This is a genomic window from Vallitalea sediminicola, assembly GCF_054408565.1.
Map to the genome: position 1 here is coordinate 19,914 of NZ_BTPT01000078.1, position 17,750 is coordinate 37,663.

The window sequence follows — 17,750 nt, forward strand, 5'->3', positions numbered from 1 at the left end:
TATGAAGATGCCTGATAAGGTATTAACCTACAGAATATATAATGATGGTAGAGAATTGATTGGTACTGCAAGTGTTCAGATGCCATCTATAGAATACTTGACTGAAACAGCAAAAGGAGCAGGAATAATGGGAGAGGTTGATTCTCCTGCAATAGGTCAAGTAGGAAGTTTAACATTGGCACTCAATTTCAAGACAGTTGAAAAGGGTGCTATTAATTTGCTCAAACCTAAGGCACATGCATTAGAACTAAGAGCAGCACAACAAGTATTCGATTCTAGCGTTGGCTCTTATAAGATGCAGCCAGTCAAGATTGTAACTAGAGCAGTGCCGAAAAAAGTTGACCTTGGTAAGTTAGAAGTGGCTGCTATGACAGATAGTGCATTAGAGTTGGAAGTAACCTATATGAAGATATATATAGACGGCGAGAAATTACTGGAGATTGATAAATTCAACTATGTATTTTTTATCAATGGTACAGATTATGGCGAAGAAATTCAAAAGGCATTAGGATTATAGAGATTAATCTAGGAGGTAAAGACAATGGAAGAAAAATTCGTATTGAAGAAACCTATAAAGTTTGAAGATGCCACCTATAAAGAGTTAAAAGTGGATTTTGATAAACTGACAGGTCAAGATATCATTGCAGCTGAGAAGGAAGCACAATCACTTAACAATGCACTTATGATGATGGAGACTTCTAAGATCTATCAAGCTATAATATTTGCAAAAGCTTCAGGTGTAAGTGTTGATGCTGTCATGAAATTCTATGCAAAAGATTTTACGAGAGCGACGGTCAAAGTTCAGACTTTTTTAATGGAAGACTTGGAGGAAGAGGAATAAAATCTACTTCCAAATTCTTAAGGAAGAAAGCTCTAGAAATGTCTTATTATTCATCAGGAACATTGAGTGTTGAATTCGTTATGAATACTCCACTTGAAGATTGGAATGATTGGGATGATTGCATTCTAGAGCTTATGAAAGAAATGAGGGAATAATATGTCTACAACGTTTAAGGTTGGATTTATTCTCGGTGCTGAATTAGGTAGTAAGTTTAATAAAAATTTTACTCATGCCTCTAAGAGTGTGACTAAATTAAATAAGAATATAAGTAAGTCTAGTTCTATGATGAAGAAAAACAATAAAGTCATTAAAGGGGCTTGTTCAGGAATAGTTAAAAGTCTTGGTGGTCTAGGTGCTGCTTATGCAGGTGTAAAAGGATTGACAGGAACTATTAAGAAATCTAGAGAGTTCAAGAATGAGATGGAGGATGTTGCTACTCTATTAGATGGTAATGTTAATAAGAAGATCAACAATATGTCAAAAGATGTTAAGAAACTATCTGTTGACCTTGGAGTTTCAACCAACTTATTAACCAAAGGAGCATATCAGACAGTATCGGCATTTGGTGATCAAGCTGATTCAATGGAAAGATTGAAAGTTGCTTCAAAAGGAGCTATAGCAGGAAACGCAGAGGTCAAGGATTCAATCAATCTTTTGTCAGGAGTAACAAAAGGTTATGGAGATACTAGCCTGAAAGCAATGGAAAAGGCTTCTGACCTTGCTTTTATGACAGTTAAGTTAGGTCAGACAGAGTTCCCTGAGTTAGCTGCTAACATGGGTAAAGTTGTTCCACTGGCAGGTACATTGAAAGTAAAACAAGAAGAGTTATTTGGTGCTATGGCTACATTAACTGGTGTTACTGGTAATACAGCTGAGGTATCTACTCAATTAAAATCTACTTTTCAAGCATTTTTAAAACCTTCAGGAGATATGGAAAAAGCTATTAAGAGTCTAGGTTATAAGAACGCAGCTACAGCAATGCAGACAGAAGGATTAGGGAAAATACTAGGTGAATTGAAAGATCATGTTAATGGTAATGAAGTTGCTTTTGCTAATCTTTTTGGAAGTGTTGAAGCCAAGAATGCTGTTCTAGCTTTGACTGGTTCACAGGCTGAGAATTTTACACAGAAAACTTTAGCAATGAATAAAGCAGCAGGAGCAACTGAAAAAGCTTTCTTAATCAAGAAAGACCCAATAGACAGGTTGAAACAGTTAGGTAATGTTGCAATGATCTCCATAGGTGAGAAGTTGTTACCATTTGTTGAAAAGGCAGCTGATTACATTGTGAATTTTTCTAGTAAGTCGGGTCCATACATAAAGAAAGTTGGACAGTACATTAACACATTCAAGAATGGGGCTGTAAAAGCTTTTAATAAAACTAAGCAGATTGTAATGCCTATCATCAATGTTTTTAAGAAGGAATTCAAAGAGACTTTTGAGCGTAGATTGAAATTAGGAAAAGATATGATTGCTTCTATGGCAGGTATTTTCAATAAGATTAGACCTCATATCCAAGTATTCATAAATAATTTTGTTGAAGCAGCTAAAAAGATTGTTCCTGTAGTAGGTAAGATGGTTAGAAGCATTGATAATTGTTTTCAGAAGATATATCCCATATTTATGAAGATAATAGGCTACCTAGTTGATAATCTACTACCCATATTTAATAGAGTATTTGGTTTCATAGCTAAGAGTATTATTCCACAAGTCATCAAGGGTTTTTCTTATCTAGCAACTAAAGCAGGAGCTGTATTTGGTAAGATAGGTCAATTAATCATAGCATTAAAGCCTGTGTTTGATGCGTTCTTAGGTGCAGTAAAGTTCGTAATGCCAGCTGTAGGATTTCTTGTTACTAATGTTATTGGTGGTATTAAATCTGTTATAGGAGGATTGATAACAACATTTGGCGGTATCATTGATTTTATTACAGGAGTATTCACTGGTAATTGGTCGAAAGCCTGGGGTGGAATAAAAGATATCTTCGGTGGTATATTTGAATCTCTAGGAGGACTTGTCAAGACTCCACTTAATGTAGTTATATCCATCATTAACGGTGCTATCAATGGTATTAATAAGATTGGATTCAAGATTCCTGATTGGGTACCTTTTATTGGAGGTAAGGATTTTAAAGTAAATATTCCTAAGTTACCTTTACTAGCGAAAGGTGGTTTTACCAATGGTCCATCTATTGCAGGTGAAGCAGGTACTGAGTCAGTTATACCTATTAAGAAGAGTAATCCTCGTTCGATTATGTTGTGGAAGCAAACAGGGGAGAAACTTGGGTTGCTAAATCAAAAAAATGGTAATACTTATGTATTTGCTCCTAAGGTACAAGGGAATACAAGCCAAGAGGTTAGAAAAGAGATGCTAACTCTTTATGAGAAATTCAAAGAAATGATAGAACGATATGAGGATGACAAAGGACGTGAATCTTATGCATAATTATATTACTATCCAAGGTGATACTTGGGACATTATTTCTTATAAAGTATATGGTGATGAGAAATACATGGATATATTAATGGACACTAATCCGTTGTATATCCATGTAGTTGTTTTTTCAGCTAACATAGAAATAGTAGTACCTACATTACCAGAGGATAAAATAAGTCAGTTGCCCCCTTGGAAGGTGAGTTAATGTATAAGGTTCTTATTGATAATTATGATATAACTAGTTACTTGAAGGGCAGTCTCAAGTCAATAGTTTATACAGAACATGCTACAGGGAAAGCTGATAGTATAGAAGTTTCTTTTGAGAATAATACTGGTATCTGGAACTTGGATTGGCAGCCTGATAAAGGGCAAGAGATAAAAGCCATCCTTGATAAGGTTAGTTGTGGAACTATGTTTATAGATGAAATTGAAGTTGATGGACCACCTGATGAGATAACCATAAAAGGTATATCTATTCCATTGGATGCAAAAGAGTTAAGAACCAACACATGGCAAAATACTAGATTATCTCAGATAGCTGAGGATATTAGTTCTAGATATGGTTTTAAATTAATTATGGATTGCTATGATCATGGTTATCGGATGTGTCAACAAGTGGATAAGACTGATTTTGATTATCTAAGTGAGTTATGCTACAAGGAAGGTATAGGGCTGAAATTAGCTGATAAACAGATTGTTATGTATGATAAATCAAGGTACTGGTCAAAGAATGAGATTCGTACCATTAATAAGTCAGATGTCTATAGATATAATCTGAAAAGTTGTTCTGATAAAGTTAATTATATTGGATGTAATATTAGAGATGTCATAGGTAATATCAAGTATAGTTATAAGAAAGCTGATGAAGGAGCTATGTTGAATGTTGTTAGAGATATAGAATCTCTTGCAGAGGCAGAACGCTACTCTAAACACTTTTTGGCAGCTGTTAATGGTAATGAAACTAGAGGGTATATAAGATTAGGTTATGACATTAAGTTATGTGCAGCTCTCAATATTGGCTTAAGTGATTTCTATAGTTTTGATGGTAAGTACATGATTGTATCAGCGGTTCATCATTATGGAAAAGAACCATATACAAAATTACAAGTAAGAGGTATTAAGGAAGTGATCTAGTGGAGCTAGTGATTGGTAAGGTGCAAAATATAGACAAATTTAATTATAGGGTTCAGGTTATCATCAATAATAATCGTATTACAGATTATCTACCTCTTGTTTTTCAATATAAAGACTGTATGAAAGATAATATGCTAGTTGATATTGGAGATGATGTTGTTTGCATAATGGTTGGTAGTAAAGGCTTCTGTATAGGAACATTCAAGGGGTGGGATAATTGATTGGAACATTTGGTAAAGTAGTTTTTAGTGTTTCATCCGATCATGTAAAGACTTTTGATGAATTTGAGAAGAGTGGTTCTGCTGTATGGGATAGTCAAGAAGTGATAGGTGGCAAACCAAAGCAAAAGTTCAAAGGTACTGAGTTAGAGACAATTAGTTTTTCCATGTTTCTGGATATATTCAAAGGAGTTAAACCAAGAGAAAATATTGAACTCTTAAATGAGATGAGAGATAAAGGAAAGACCGAGTTTCTAATCATTGGGGGAAAACCTATAGGAAATCATAAGTGGTACATAAGTTCAATGAGTGAGAGTTGGACTAATATTGATAATAAGGGAAGATTACTACAAGCTAAAGTTAGTGTGACCCTTAAGGAATTTGTTAGGTGATATTATGATTGAAGTAACAAGTAATGTAAGAGAAATTAATTTTGACCCATCAACCAAGGAAGAGATTATACAGAATGTAAGTAACCTCTTAAGGACATTAAAATCAACTGTTCCACTTAATAGGGGACAAGGGTTGACTGGTACTGCTATTGATAAAACTAGTGAGGTTGCTAAGGCTATACTTACATCTGAGATAATTGATCTAATTAATGATAATGAGCAAAGAGTAAAAGTTATAGATATTGTCTATGATGAAGGAAAAGATGGTGTACTAGTACCGAGAGTGAGGTTAGATATCAATGTTTAATTTTGTTAATAAGGATCCGCAAGATATTATTGATAACATTATAGGATTGTTTGAAAAGATTAGTGGAGAGAAATTATATCCAGGTGACCCAAGGAAACAATTTCTCTTAACTCTAGCTAACATTATCATACAGCAAAGAGTGGTAATCGACCAAGCCTGTAAAGCTAACCTTCTTAGATTTGCACAGGGTAATAGCTTAGATGAGTTAGGTAAGTTTTCTAATGTTATTCGTTTGGAAGCTACAGCTGCTACAACTATATTGAAGTTTGTCATTAGTAAGATTCTAGATATTAAAGTAATAATCAAAAAGGGGACTAGGGTAACTCCTGATGGTTCTCTTTTTTTTGCAACTGATGAAGAGGTTATCATAGAAGCAGGTAGCACTTTTGTAGAGGTAAAAGCTACTTGTCTTAGCAAAGGTAACATTGGTAATGACTTCTTGATTGGACAGATAAATAACATAGTTGATGGTTTCCCATATTTTAAAAGCGTATCTAATACAACAATATCTGGTGGTGGTAATGAGGTTGAATCTGATGATATCTATAGAGATAGGATAAGAAATTCACCAGAGAGTTTTAGTACAGCAGGTCCTGAAGGTGGTTATAAATATTGGGCTAAGACAGCTGATGCAAATATTATTGATGTTGCTGTTTATTCAGTTAATCCAGGAGAGGTTACTATTAAACCACTGCTTAATAATGGAGTGCTGCCAAGTGAGGAAGTCATTTCGAAAGTATATAGCATTTGTAATGATAAGAGAATAAGACCATTAACAGATAAGGTTATTGTAACTACACCAAGGGTAATTAATTATGATCTAGATGTAACTTATTATATTCATAATAGCAACAGTGCTCAAAAAGATGAAATTAGTTCAAAAGTCAATGATGCAATAGCTGATTATATCAAGTGGCAAAAGAGTAAGTTAGGTCTTAACATTAATCCTTCCAGATTGATAGCAAATATTATTAATGAAGGTGCTCTTAGAGTGGAAGTGAATTCACCTGTATATAAAGTAATTAATAATGACCAGGTTGCAATAGAGGATAATGTAAATATCAAATTTGGAGGTTTTGAAGATGATTAATCTATCCCAAGTATCACTTTTGAACCTTTTACCTAACCATCTAAGAGAAGATAAGAATGTTGCAACAATGTGTAAAGCACTGGATGAAGAGATAAAAGACATCAATTCTGTTATACCTATGTTAAGTTACATACAAAACATGGAATCGTTGGATGATGAGATGCTTGATTATCTTGCTTGGCAATATCATGTTGATTTTTATGATACTAGTTTGGATATTAGTAAAAAAATAGAACTCAATAGAAATTCTATAAGATGGCATAAGAAAAAGGGTACTCCTTCTAGTGTAGAGGAATTGATAACTACTGTTTTTGGTGATGGTTATGTTGAGGAATGGTTTGAATATAATGGTGAACCTTATACTTTTAATGTTGTCACTACTAATGCTGATGTTACCAATACTAAGGCTAATGATTTTCAACTGGCATTAAATAGTGTTAAGAATAGTAGGTCTCATTTAAATAACATTATCATCCGTAAAACCAACAACATGAATTTAACTATTGGAGCTATTGTGCATACTGGTGACTTACTGGTATTACATCAAGTTAATTGAAAGAAGGTGGTATTTTGAGTTTTGGAGGACTTATACTAACTAATAAGGGTAGAAACCTACAGGTTAAGGCACAGACAGGAATTGCCCTTACTTATACTAATGTGAAGATTGGTGACGGTGAGATTGGTAGTGGTTCAATATTGGATATGAATGATCTTAAGAATTCATTACATGTTTTGAATATAAGTAATATACGTAGGAATGGGAATCAAGTTACTATTAGAACTATTGTTACTAATAAAGAGCTGCAAGAAGGATTTTATTTCAGAGAGATTGGAGTCTTTGCAGAGGATCCTGACGAAGGAGAAATATTATATTGCTATGCAAATGCAAGAAGTAATGCTGAGTATATTCCTGCAGCAGGTACGGATATTGTTGAAAAGAATATTGATGTTGTTGTTATTGTAGGTCAAGCAGAGAATGTTACAGCTACTATTGATGAGAGTCTAATATTTGCTTCTAAGAAAGATGTTGAGAGTAAAGTTAGTAAGGTTGAGGGTAAGGGACTTAGTGATGAGAATTATAGTACAGAAGAAAAGGATAAGTTAGCAGGGATTGAAGAAGGGGCAGAAGTTAATAGAGTGATTAGTGATAGTATTTCTATAGATAGTAGTGAGACTGCTGCTAGTTCCAAGGCTGTGAAACAGGTTAATGATAAGGTTAATAATAGAGTTGTTAAGGTTAATGGGAGAGGGCTTAGTACAGAGGATTATAGTTCGGGGGAAAAGAATAAGTTAGCAGGGATTGAAGAAGGGGCGGAAGTTAATAGAGAGATTAGTGATAGAGTAGATTTGGATAGTTCAAGTACTGTTGCAAGTTCTAAAGCTGTGAAACAAATTAGTACAGCATTGGCTGATATTGCTAACGTAATAGTGGCTAGAGGAACAGGAATAGCTATAAGATTAAGTATGCCTAGTGTGACAGCTTATACAGCTAATATGAAGCTAACATTTATCGCAAGTCATGATAATAGTAGTGGAGCTACTACCATAGACATTAACAATTTAGGAGCTAAAAATCTATATAAACCAAACACTACTACAGCACCAAATATAAAAAGTGGTAAGTTTTATACGGTATGGTATAATGGAACACATTTTTTCTTGCAGGCTAGTGCAGAGGGAAATGCCCTTGCTGAACATGTACTAGCAGGTAGAACGTTCAGCAATGATGATGATAATGATATTGTAGGGATTATGAATTTAAGTAATTTGATACCTAGTAATATTAGAAATGGAGTTAATATTAACGGTATTATTGGGACTATAGAACCCATAAGGATTTTCACAAAACAAACAACTCAAACTTACTCCTATACTGGTCGGCACCTGACAATTAGAGTTGATACTCCGTTTAAACCTAAGGTTATAAAGTTTTGTAGCGACTTTTGGAATCTAGAATCAAAGTGTTTTGCAATATGGATGTATAACAGTCAAATGAGTCCTTTAGATTTAGAGTTTTATATAGAATATAATTCAGGTAGCTATTTTGGTTCACAAGCTAAAAATATTAGTAGCACTGGGTTTGATTGGCATTTATCAATAGGAGCTACTAGTAGAGGACCATATAATGTGACTTTTACATCAATAGTATATGGATAAAGAGGTGAAATATAAAATGACTAAAATAACTACAGTTTATGATAGAATGGGTAAGATTGTAAATATTTTAGAAGGTTATGAACAATTAAATATCATTGAAACTAAGCAAATTGATGATAATAAAATAATTATTAAAGTAGATGTATCATCAATACCCCACAAATTAATAATAGATGATATTAGAACCAAACCTACATATAAAGATTTAGAGAACAAGGTACTATTACTGGAAAATGAAAAGATAGAAGGAGGTATATTCTAATGATTAATGAAATAGTAGTTAGAATTATAGCTGAAAGAATTATTAACAAAGGTATGAATCCAAAAACAAAAGATGTATTTACAATAGATGATATTATTCACGCTAGATATAAGATCGCTATTGAGAACTATATCATAGAATACAGTCAAGCCATTTAGTACGTCATAGTATACAGATAGAAATAAAGTATGTTGACATGTATTTAGTATAACAGTATAATACATATGTGAAATTAATTATATTAAAGTTAAATAAAGGGGAAATAATATGAAAAATTGTAAGGGTTTTATTATTGGATTTTTAGTCGCATGTGTATTATGTACAACTACTTTTGTTTATGCAGATGAGGTAGTTAGATCTATTGATGTTGTGTTAAATAGTATAAATATTTGTGCAAATAATAAGAAGGTTGCAGAAATAGGTGAAAGTTATAACTTAAGCAATGGAGTAACTGTACCATTTAGTATTATGTATAAAGGTACAACATATATACCAATAAGAAATGTGTCAGAAGTATTAGATAAAAATATTGAGTGGGATCAAGAAACAAGAACAGTACATATTAATGACATAGAGAATATCAATTCATCAGATGATGCTACAGTAGAGAAATCAACAGAAGAGATAGTATCTAATGCTGATAATATTAAACCAACAATTGTTCAAGTGATAGCTCTATCAAAAAACTTGGTAGAAGTAACTTATAGTGAGGAAGTTGATAAAATATCAGCAGAAGATATTACTAATTATCAAATCAAGCAAAAGGTTGGAAGTGGTAATGAGTTTCAAATAATAAAAGCTGAGCTTGATGATAGTAAAAAGAAGATTGTACTTACAACAAAAGCTCATAAAAGTCTCACACTATATAACATACAAGTTAGAGATGTTGTTGATTTAGCAAGTAATATTATAGATGATGCAAATGAAACATATGTAAGCAAAAAAACGGATGGTATGGATGGAATTTCTTTTATAACTGAAGGTGAGTTTGAAATGGTGGTAATTGAAACTTTGGACTATAACACAATAAATGTAATTGTTAATAAGCAACTTGATAAGAAAGCAGCAGAAGATATAAATAATTATATTTTTAAGCAAAAGAATGAATCACATACTAGGCTTATTATTTCTAAGGCAGAACTTGATTCAACTGGTACCATAGTTAAACTTACAACAAGTAAACAAGAATCTGCTCTATATAAAGCGAGAATAAATGGTATGATTGATTTAAATGGGAACAAATTGGATTATGAAAGTGATAGACTTATTTTGGGTTGCCGTCCACAAATATCTAGTAATAGTTTTGGTATGCTTAGAGCTGACGCTACTTCAATTACTACTGTAAAAGTGAATTTTAATTTCAAAGTTGATGAAGCAACAATTAGTAATTTATCTAATTACATTATTTATGAGAAATTCGGTGATGAAGAAACATATGCGAAGATATTAGACGTACAGATTGGCTCTGATCAGAAATCAATTTTATTAACAACGTCTACATTGAAATTGGATACTCATTATAATGTTAGCATAGATGGATTAAAAAGTATATATGGACATGATATAAATAATACTCCTAAATATTTTGGATTGTATTAGACTAATTTGCTTATTTAAATACAATAAGTTATAAAGCTACTATCATTTGAAGATGGTAACAATAAAATAAGAACATTAAACGTCACAAGAAGTAAAAACTTGTGACGTTTTTAAGTGTAACGAAATAGGATACTGATGCGTACTAGTAAATTAAGATTGGGGGAAGGTAATGAATGAGAATACAGTAAGTCAAAAAGAATTCTATGAGGCTATACAAAAAGTAACTAAAGAGACAAATGATCTGACTATTGCAATGACGGAAACTAAGACCCTCATAAGAGACTACAACGGATTAAGACAGACTATAAATGATGTAGATGATAGAGTTCAGAAACTAGAAAATAGAGATGATAACAAAAAGAATTACAGAGAGTACATAGCATGGCTAGTAGCGTTAGTTAATACGTTACTGGCTATTTTTATGGCTATAAATTGAAAGGGTGTTTTGATGAAACAAATCATAGAATTATATAATTCATATTTAGTAAAATTCCCAAAACTAAAACAAGAAAAATTTGTTACAATTTTGGCAGAAGGACTTGGAGATTATAGAGGGAAACCAAATAGTTTGGCAACAAAATTACATCCACTAGGAAGAATGGGTGCAGCCCTTGGAATATTTAAGAATGGAGAATTAATATTCCTTACTAAAAATGCTAGTACTCTTCCAGACATTCCTATGGATCCATTGGGTAGGTTTAATAGTGGGTCAAAAACTCCTACTGTTTGTACAGGAATATATTCATTATATACTAAGTCACATGGAAGCAAACGAATAAAAGCTTTTGAACTAGAGCGGGGAGGGGAAAGTGTACCAGTAATTCGAAACAGTAAAGATTATATAGAATATAAAAGTATTTCTAGTGGTATTAATCTACATAATAGAAGCGTTAATGATAGTGATAAATGGGCTTGGAGTACTGGGTGTCAAACTGTAGAAAAAGAGGATTTTGACAAAATAGTTAACATTCTAGGGTGTTATAAAAACGGTAGATATGTAGAAGGTGTCTATGTAGGTAAAATCATAATAGATAGGAGTAGGATATCAAAGGTTCTACAGAAACGTTATCAAGAACGCTACGGTAAATATTATCTAGATTGTTTTAATACAGAAGATGTTTCATGTTGGGCTAGAAATGCGTGGGATAAGTTCAGGGTTAATGGAGTTAATGACGGTAAAGGGGCTAAGAATATAGTGACAGAAGAGCAATTAATGGTTTTCTTGGATAGAATGGAGCATTACCTGGTTGAAAAATATAATCTGGAAAAATTGTTATAAGAAGGGCGTGTTTATTAATGAAAGAAAAATTAACTTCATTACTAGAGGTTAGAAAAATTATAGCTATATTAGTTGTTATATTATTTATCGTATTAAGCATTACTGGTAGTATTGATGCAGATAAATCTTATAGCGTAATCCTTATGGTAGTGGCTTTTTATTTTGGTAAGTCTACAGCTTTAGATAAACCTGAATAATTAATATAGAATTCATGGATTAAACTAGGAGTTACTTATTATTATATTCTACGTGCAGTAAAGAATGATGTCGAAAGTCCAGACTCAAATATTGTTTCTGCTATGGTTGAAAAGGTAAATACAGCAGTATTACAAATTAAATTAACCACAACAGATATATATGAATATAGAATTACTATGAATAAAGTTGATAATTTCATGAGATGGTATATTGATAGATCAAATGGTACTGGATTACCATTTTATAGTTTCTCAGATGAGTCAATTGAGCCTTATACAGATATAAATGAGTATCTTATCTATGATAAAATTGTTTGGTTTAAAGTTAAAGAATACATAAAATGATATGAAATTTATTAGCGAAAACAAGCTTTAGTATAGGTACAGTCTTACTTTCTTAATTGGAGGTAGGACTTTTTTGTTTGATTTTTAATTTGAATAATGGATAAATATAATAAAGCAATATTATGAATTATAGTTATATTTAAGATACTTGTAAAATTTACATAAAAAGATAAGTTGTTATATAGGTGTAAAATTATTTTGTGTTAAAAGTAAATATAAATATTGCATAAATTGTATTATTTGCATATAAAAATATTAATTGTAAATATAAATAAAAAATATGTACTAAATTCGGTTAAAATTAACAAAAATAAAATAATTTGTAACCTTATAAGATAATTTGTCCTTATATAAAGTTAGAGTATTTTATTAATAATTTAAAAATAACGAAAATTAATAATGGCATTGAATAGTTGAATAGAAATAGTATAATAAATAATAAAAAGATAAAAAAATAAAAATCCATAGAATAAGATAAAATCAATGAGAAGATTCAGTTAACTAATAGTATAAGTATTATTTGAAATCGTTATTAATGCTGCAGCTTTAATATAAATTAATCAAGTAAATATCATTAAACAGTGAAGGAGATATAAAATGAATATTAAGAAAATAAGTACTTTATGCTTAGCGTTAATTATGGTAATGTCTATATCTATAAATGTTAAAGCCGCTGATGAGATGGAACCAAATGATTCATTAGCACAAGCAAATATGGTTGAATTGACATCAGTTACTTGTGGAATAGCAACTGATAATCAGGATAATGATTATTATAGAACTAAGATTCTTAGTGAAGATAGAGATGTACATTTTTTATTTATACACCAAGCAACTAATGACGGATTTGTAGCTTGGATATATGATGAAACTACAGGAGATTTATTAACTGCTGAAATCATGACTTCAAAAGTAACTGAAAAAGATTTTCGTTTTAAAAAAGGTCATAGGTACTATATAAGAGTGCTAGGATTAAATGGTTCATCAAACACAACTTATCAATTATCACTTACAGATGAGGAGATAGGTCATTTAGTTTTAAAGTCTAGTATGGAAGAAGAGCCTAATAATACTCAAGAAACTGCTAATATATGTCCAGATATGAAGCAATATATTGGATCTATAAAAGATTCTAGCGATGTTGATTATTTTGAATATACTGCTACAGAAAGCCAACAAGTAAGATATCAGTTTTTATCATCAGGTACTGAAAATGCGGTATTTACATATATGGTAGATGATGCAACAGGTGAAATTATCCATCAAGGTACAATTATTGGAAATACCTATACACCTTTCTACATGATAGCAAATCATAAATATAGAGTATATGTAGAATATGTAAGAGGGAATAAACAAAGCTATGCTTTTCAGTTTAAGCCAGTAAATTAAATTGTAGCAGAAAATAAAATATCAATTATTTTATAGTTGTCATTACTTATTATAAAGGGAATACTAATAGTATTCTCTTTATAATAATATCTTTGTCATTTTATAACTGAAGAGGATAGTCTTGATTGGAAAGAATATGGGGTAGACCACGAAATAAAAACGGTTGTCCAACACAAACAATTATCAAATGGTTCAATAATCCTTTTTCATAACGATGCTAAATACACACCAGAAGCAATAAGACCTATACTAGATGCCTTAAAGGAGAAAGGCTATGAAATCGTTCCTATATCTGAATTAATCATTAGAGATGATTATTACATGGACCACACGGGTAAACAAATAAAAAAACAATAAATACATATTATTAAAAATACAACTTCTAGTTAGATGTTAAGTGACTAGAAATTGTATTTTTTTATCTATAATATAAGTTTTGATCAAAGGTTTTAAATATATTTATTTTTTCAATCCTAAAATGCTACTAAAAAGTAATAAAAATCATTAATTTATGCATTTTATTACTTAAATGCTTATGCTAATATAAAGGATGGATATAATGCAAGCTATTTCTATTAAATCAGAAGAATTAACCTATAAAGAAAGTCGACTGAAGAATATGGCTTCGAGAATAGAAAATACAAAGGATTGTTTTTTTGGAATAAGTAATTCACTAGATTCAGACATAAAATATAGACTATGAATTAAACAAACTTGATAAAGACCTAGATAATATTGAATCACGGTTATATAAAACTGGTGATTTCTTAAAGGAAACAGGAAAGGTATATCATGAAACTGAAATTAAACTTGAGTTAGAATTTAATGAGCTTTCACTAGAAATTACTGATAATTATTATACTAATGATAATTTAAAGAAAGCGTATGGTGTATATCTTGATGGATTACATAAAGATCATTTAGCGGTAATTGATAAACTTGGTAAAGTGAAATATGTATTGAATCTAGATGGTACACTTAATGCAGATAAAACGGCTAAAGCAATCGGTAGAGTAATGAAGGGATGGTGATAATAAATTGAAAGATCTTATTTCATATTTTTCAGAGACGATTAACTATCTAGAAGGAATTTTAATAGAAAACCAACTTGATGAAAATTTTGAAAACAAGTTAAATGAACAGAAAGAGAACATAGAGGATTTTGGGAATTTAATGAATCAGTATGAGAAAGACATGTTAGCTTTTAATTCGTTTGAATCTATTGGCAGTGATGAAACTCTAGATAAACTAATGAAGATTCATAAGTTTATTACTGATTTTGAATGGCATATTTCTGAGATTAGTGAGTTGAAGGATGAAGTTATTAATATATGTTCATCTAAGCGTGAATAGTTATTTAATTAGAGGTGGATTTAAATTATTCTAGGAGATACCAGTAGATTACAAGGAACTAACTATATGGAGATAATCGAATATTTTTTTGATTGCTATTTTAATATGAGTGCAGATTATAATGAAATAGAGAAGCTTGTTGAAGAATTCAAGGAAATTGAATTAGAACAATATGTAGTTGCTTTAGAAAAAGAGCTCATAGAAGTAGTAAAGTCAAAAAAGTGGAATGTTATTATTGAAATAGCCCATAATAAAGGAGAGCGTATATTATCTAATAAGAAAGCAGAAATGCTAACAAAATTTTTATTAAGTCTTATCAAAGTAAGTTAGACACCAATATAAATATTTAAGATTTATATGGAGAATTTTAGTTATTATAAAAAACCATATTATGGTGTCAACAAATATGGAGCGAACCCCGCCTGTAAATTTAATGAATCTGATGGTTTGGTAGTAGAATAACTACTATCAAATCATTTAAAACTTTATACTTCAATGAGGTGATAGCTATGATAATCAAATTATTAAATAAATATAGTAAAATAATCATATTTTTTATTATTGCGTTTGTTCTTTCTTTTATAACTTCTATATCTGAATTTGTTATAACTTTTGACATATTTGGGGTAATATCATTTATTAATTTTATATTGATTTGCTTCATAATTGCACCCAGAGTAATTACTCATCTTAAGAAGTATATTAGAAATAATTATTATATATATCTTTTAGTAATTATAGTTGGAGTTTCAGCAATTAAACTTGGTGAATTGCTGTTTGATTTTTTATTTGATATTATATTTCTAACTTCAAGTATTCCATAGTATTGCTATATCTCACCTGTTATTTGCAAATCAAAAGGTTTACCTATAACTTCAAAAATAAAATTACTTTTAGAAGCTGTATTTTTATTGTCTACATTAACACGTATAAATCTACCGCCTGATATATAAAAGTCATATTGATTATTAGGTAAATAGATCATTATCATGTAATCAGTAAGAATATCATTTTTTTGATTTATTGGTATACCATGATTAAATTTAAATTGTTTATATACTTTTTGCTTTAATTTACAGTTTTCTAATTTGCTTATTAATTCCAAAACCTCATTTTTGGAATCTACTTCATATTTTATAAGTGTATTTTTATCAAGAGCTTCAGTACCTATCTTATTCTCGAATATTGTTATTTTAGTAACTTCTTTAGCATCAATATTAAAATAAGTCACTACATCAGATCTATAGATTAATTCAAAGTAACAAATATATATTATTAATGTAATTATGATTCCTAATAAAACAAAACCTATTATTTTTTTTGTAGTTTGCATATAAATCCTTCCTTTATAAAAGTTTATAAGAATAGATCTCAAAATATAATACTGATTGATTCTATCGCATAGTTAACAGATTAAATTCCGTTTTCCACAAATGTATTTTAATGATTCTTCTGATGATTGGCATTAGCTAGTGTAAAGAGCAGTGGATAGAATAATCCTACTGCTTTTTATCCAAGTAAGTAATAATAATATGTAATAGTTAAAGATTAATATTTTTGTTAATATTTTGTACTAGTTCTTTCGTAGTGTTTAACATCTTAATAAGAATTTTTTTGGTTTCTTCATTAATAGAATCTTTGCCATTTTCTTGAATCTGTATAAGCAAATCATTGATTTGCTCATTAATTTCTTTTGACTTTTTTTGTTGCCCTATTGGAGTACAATCATCAGTCCTACCTATTAGATAATCAATAGAAACATTATATAAATCAGCTATGTTACTTAAGGTTCCATAGTCTGGCTGTCGTTTTCCTATTTCATAATGTGCGTAAGTTCCTCTGGGGATATGTAGTTTGGTAGCTGTGATTAATTGTGTCCAATTATTTTGTTTTCTTAAAATTTTTAATCTCTGAGGTAACATATAGTATCAAATCCTTTCTGAATTATTATAACGTTGCGCAATGGAACATTCAATAATATGTAGCAAAATGTATAATAATTACTTGAAATTACTTTAAGCTATCATTTAATAGAATGATATTGTGTCTATAATAATTAAATTTTAATATAAATCAAATAATTGGTTTTTAGGGAACTATTATGGTCATAGTTCATTGATTACTGAGGTTAAATGAAATCAACTTATTCGAGATTTTTTAAGGAAGGTATGGTTACTAAGATAGAGTAACGACTATAAAGATTGAAGGGTTAAGAAAATGGAATTATAAGTATTTTGGCTTTTATATAGTCATCTCTATTATATTAAAAGAGTTTGTAAGCTATAAAAAAACATAATGACGCAAAACTAAGTAATATTGCAGGAAAGTAATTACCAATTATTAATTGTACTATACTAATTATAAGAAAAATTACTGAAAAAAATATAGCAATAAATTTTTGTTTATTCATCATTATAAAACCTCTTTTTACTATTATATTATTAAGGAATGGAACAAATGTTTATTAATCATGTTTTCTTAATAATAATTTTTGAATATATATAAAAATTACCCTAAGGATTATTCCTCAGGGATTCTACAATTAAAATAATAAATTTAATTACCATTATCTTCATTTTCAACTGATTCATTTTTAAAAGGATGTTCTTGCCTATAAAGTGTATATGCCCCCATAAAACTTACAAACATACCTGCTACAGCTATAATTCCAGTCATTACCCCGAAACGTATTATATCTTCACCAGACTTAATATACATTATGCTTGTTATTTGTAAATGTCAACATCAAAA

25 protein-coding genes are annotated in these 17,750 nt (G+C 30.3%); 22 read left to right on the forward strand and 3 right to left on the reverse strand.

Annotation, left to right across the window (positions count from 1 at the left end; translation table 11 throughout):
- The first annotated feature begins 1 nt into the window (after position 1).
- The 22 genes from ACX6CF_RS23870 to ACX6CF_RS23975 all read left to right on the forward strand — a co-directional run bounded on the left by ACX6CF_RS23870 (position 2) and on the right by ACX6CF_RS23975 (position 15,329).
- Positions 2-517 (forward strand): phage major tail tube protein, encoded by a 516-nt coding sequence (locus ACX6CF_RS23870; RefSeq protein WP_458787882.1) that lies wholly within the window; start codon positions 2-4, stop codon positions 515-517.
- 24 nt (positions 518-541) lie between these two features.
- Positions 542-841 (forward strand): phage tail assembly protein, encoded by a 300-nt coding sequence (locus tag ACX6CF_RS23875; RefSeq protein ID WP_458787883.1) that lies wholly within the window; start codon positions 542-544, stop codon positions 839-841.
- A gap of 156 nt (positions 842-997) precedes the next feature.
- Entirely contained in the window at positions 998-3,283 is a 2,286-nt protein-coding gene (locus ACX6CF_RS23880; protein WP_458787884.1) for a phage tail tape measure protein, read from the forward strand.
- On the forward strand, positions 3,276-3,479 hold the full coding sequence (locus tag ACX6CF_RS23885; RefSeq protein ID WP_458787885.1) for a tail protein X: 204 nt from the start codon (positions 3,276-3,278) through the stop codon (positions 3,477-3,479). The genes ACX6CF_RS23880 and ACX6CF_RS23885 overlap by 8 nt, the downstream gene beginning before the upstream one ends.
- Positions 3,479-4,408: a phage late control D family protein gene (locus tag ACX6CF_RS23890; RefSeq protein ID WP_458787886.1), complete on the forward strand. Its 930-nt coding sequence runs from the start codon at positions 3,479-3,481 to the stop codon at positions 4,406-4,408. Before ACX6CF_RS23885 ends, ACX6CF_RS23890 begins: the two co-directional genes overlap by 1 nt.
- Positions 4,408-4,629 carry a hypothetical protein gene (locus ACX6CF_RS23895; protein WP_458787887.1) on the forward strand — a complete coding sequence of 74 codons (222 nt, stop codon included), beginning with the start codon at positions 4,408-4,410 and terminating at the stop codon, positions 4,627-4,629. The genes ACX6CF_RS23890 and ACX6CF_RS23895 overlap by 1 nt, the downstream gene beginning before the upstream one ends.
- Entirely contained in the window at positions 4,626-5,018 is a 393-nt protein-coding gene (locus tag ACX6CF_RS23900; RefSeq protein ID WP_458787888.1) for a phage tail protein, read from the forward strand. The genes ACX6CF_RS23895 and ACX6CF_RS23900 overlap by 4 nt, the downstream gene beginning before the upstream one ends.
- A gap of 4 nt (positions 5,019-5,022) precedes the next feature.
- Entirely contained in the window at positions 5,023-5,325 is a 303-nt protein-coding gene (locus ACX6CF_RS23905) for a hypothetical protein (RefSeq protein WP_458787889.1), read from the forward strand.
- Positions 5,318-6,415, forward strand: coding sequence for a baseplate assembly protein (locus ACX6CF_RS23910; protein ID WP_458787890.1), 1,098 nt, complete (start codon positions 5,318-5,320; stop codon positions 6,413-6,415). Before ACX6CF_RS23905 ends, ACX6CF_RS23910 begins: the two co-directional genes overlap by 8 nt.
- On the forward strand, positions 6,408-6,971 hold the full coding sequence (locus tag ACX6CF_RS23915) for a phage tail protein I (protein ID WP_458787891.1): 564 nt from the start codon (positions 6,408-6,410) through the stop codon (positions 6,969-6,971). Before ACX6CF_RS23910 ends, ACX6CF_RS23915 begins: the two co-directional genes overlap by 8 nt.
- Before the next feature lie 14 nt (positions 6,972-6,985).
- Positions 6,986-8,572 carry a phage tail-collar fiber domain-containing protein gene (locus ACX6CF_RS23920; protein WP_458787892.1) on the forward strand — a complete coding sequence of 529 codons (1,587 nt, stop codon included), beginning with the start codon at positions 6,986-6,988 and terminating at the stop codon, positions 8,570-8,572.
- Between the two features lie 16 nt (positions 8,573-8,588).
- A complete protein-coding gene (locus ACX6CF_RS23925) occupies positions 8,589-8,834 on the forward strand; it encodes a hypothetical protein (RefSeq protein WP_458787893.1) in 246 nt (81 codons plus the stop codon).
- Positions 8,834-8,992 carry a hypothetical protein gene (locus tag ACX6CF_RS23930; protein WP_458787894.1) on the forward strand — a complete coding sequence of 53 codons (159 nt, stop codon included), beginning with the start codon at positions 8,834-8,836 and terminating at the stop codon, positions 8,990-8,992. Before ACX6CF_RS23925 ends, ACX6CF_RS23930 begins: the two co-directional genes overlap by 1 nt.
- A 109-nt stretch (positions 8,993-9,101) precedes the next feature.
- The gene (locus ACX6CF_RS23935) at positions 9,102-10,433 is read left to right on the forward strand and encodes a stalk domain-containing protein (RefSeq protein ID WP_458787895.1); all 1,332 of its coding nucleotides are present in this window, start codon (positions 9,102-9,104) and stop codon (positions 10,431-10,433) included.
- Positions 10,434-10,602: 169 nt separating this feature from the next.
- Positions 10,603-10,869: a hypothetical protein gene (locus ACX6CF_RS23940; protein WP_458787896.1), complete on the forward strand. Its 267-nt coding sequence runs from the start codon at positions 10,603-10,605 to the stop codon at positions 10,867-10,869.
- A 12-nt stretch (positions 10,870-10,881) separates the two neighbouring features.
- On the forward strand, positions 10,882-11,712 hold the full coding sequence (locus ACX6CF_RS23945; RefSeq protein ID WP_458787897.1) for a hypothetical protein: 831 nt from the start codon (positions 10,882-10,884) through the stop codon (positions 11,710-11,712).
- A gap of 17 nt (positions 11,713-11,729) precedes the next feature.
- The gene (locus ACX6CF_RS23950) at positions 11,730-11,909 is read left to right on the forward strand and encodes a hypothetical protein (protein ID WP_458787898.1); all 180 of its coding nucleotides are present in this window, start codon (positions 11,730-11,732) and stop codon (positions 11,907-11,909) included.
- Between the two features lie 102 nt (positions 11,910-12,011).
- Positions 12,012-12,254 carry a hypothetical protein gene (locus ACX6CF_RS23955; protein WP_458787899.1) on the forward strand — a complete coding sequence of 81 codons (243 nt, stop codon included), beginning with the start codon at positions 12,012-12,014 and terminating at the stop codon, positions 12,252-12,254.
- A 597-nt stretch (positions 12,255-12,851) separates the two neighbouring features.
- Positions 12,852-13,646 (forward strand): hypothetical protein, encoded by a 795-nt coding sequence (locus ACX6CF_RS23960; protein ID WP_458787900.1) that lies wholly within the window; start codon positions 12,852-12,854, stop codon positions 13,644-13,646.
- A 559-nt stretch (positions 13,647-14,205) separates the two neighbouring features.
- On the forward strand, positions 14,206-14,349 hold the full coding sequence (locus tag ACX6CF_RS23965; protein ID WP_458787901.1) for a hypothetical protein: 144 nt from the start codon (positions 14,206-14,208) through the stop codon (positions 14,347-14,349).
- 335 nt (positions 14,350-14,684) lie between these two features.
- Entirely contained in the window at positions 14,685-14,999 is a 315-nt protein-coding gene (locus ACX6CF_RS23970; RefSeq protein ID WP_458787902.1) for a hypothetical protein, read from the forward strand.
- 66 nt (positions 15,000-15,065) lie between these two features.
- The gene (locus tag ACX6CF_RS23975; protein ID WP_458787903.1) at positions 15,066-15,329 is read left to right on the forward strand and encodes a hypothetical protein; all 264 of its coding nucleotides are present in this window, start codon (positions 15,066-15,068) and stop codon (positions 15,327-15,329) included.
- A 100-nt stretch (positions 15,330-15,429) separates the two neighbouring features.
- Here the strand turns inward: ACX6CF_RS23975 and ACX6CF_RS23980 are convergent, their stop codons facing one another.
- The 3 genes from ACX6CF_RS23980 to ACX6CF_RS23990 all read right to left on the reverse strand — a co-directional run bounded on the left by ACX6CF_RS23980 (position 15,430) and on the right by ACX6CF_RS23990 (position 16,921).
- Positions 15,430-15,663: a hypothetical protein gene (locus ACX6CF_RS23980; protein WP_458787904.1), complete on the reverse strand. Its 234-nt coding sequence runs from the start codon at positions 15,661-15,663 to the stop codon at positions 15,430-15,432.
- A gap of 165 nt (positions 15,664-15,828) precedes the next feature.
- Positions 15,829-16,332, reverse strand: coding sequence for a hypothetical protein (locus ACX6CF_RS23985; protein WP_458787905.1), 504 nt, complete (start codon positions 16,330-16,332; stop codon positions 15,829-15,831).
- A gap of 208 nt (positions 16,333-16,540) precedes the next feature.
- Complete coding sequence (locus ACX6CF_RS23990) at positions 16,541-16,921, reverse strand: helix-turn-helix domain-containing protein (protein ID WP_458787906.1); 381 nt, start codon at positions 16,919-16,921, stop codon at positions 16,541-16,543.
- Between the last annotated feature and the right edge of the window lie 829 nt (positions 16,922-17,750).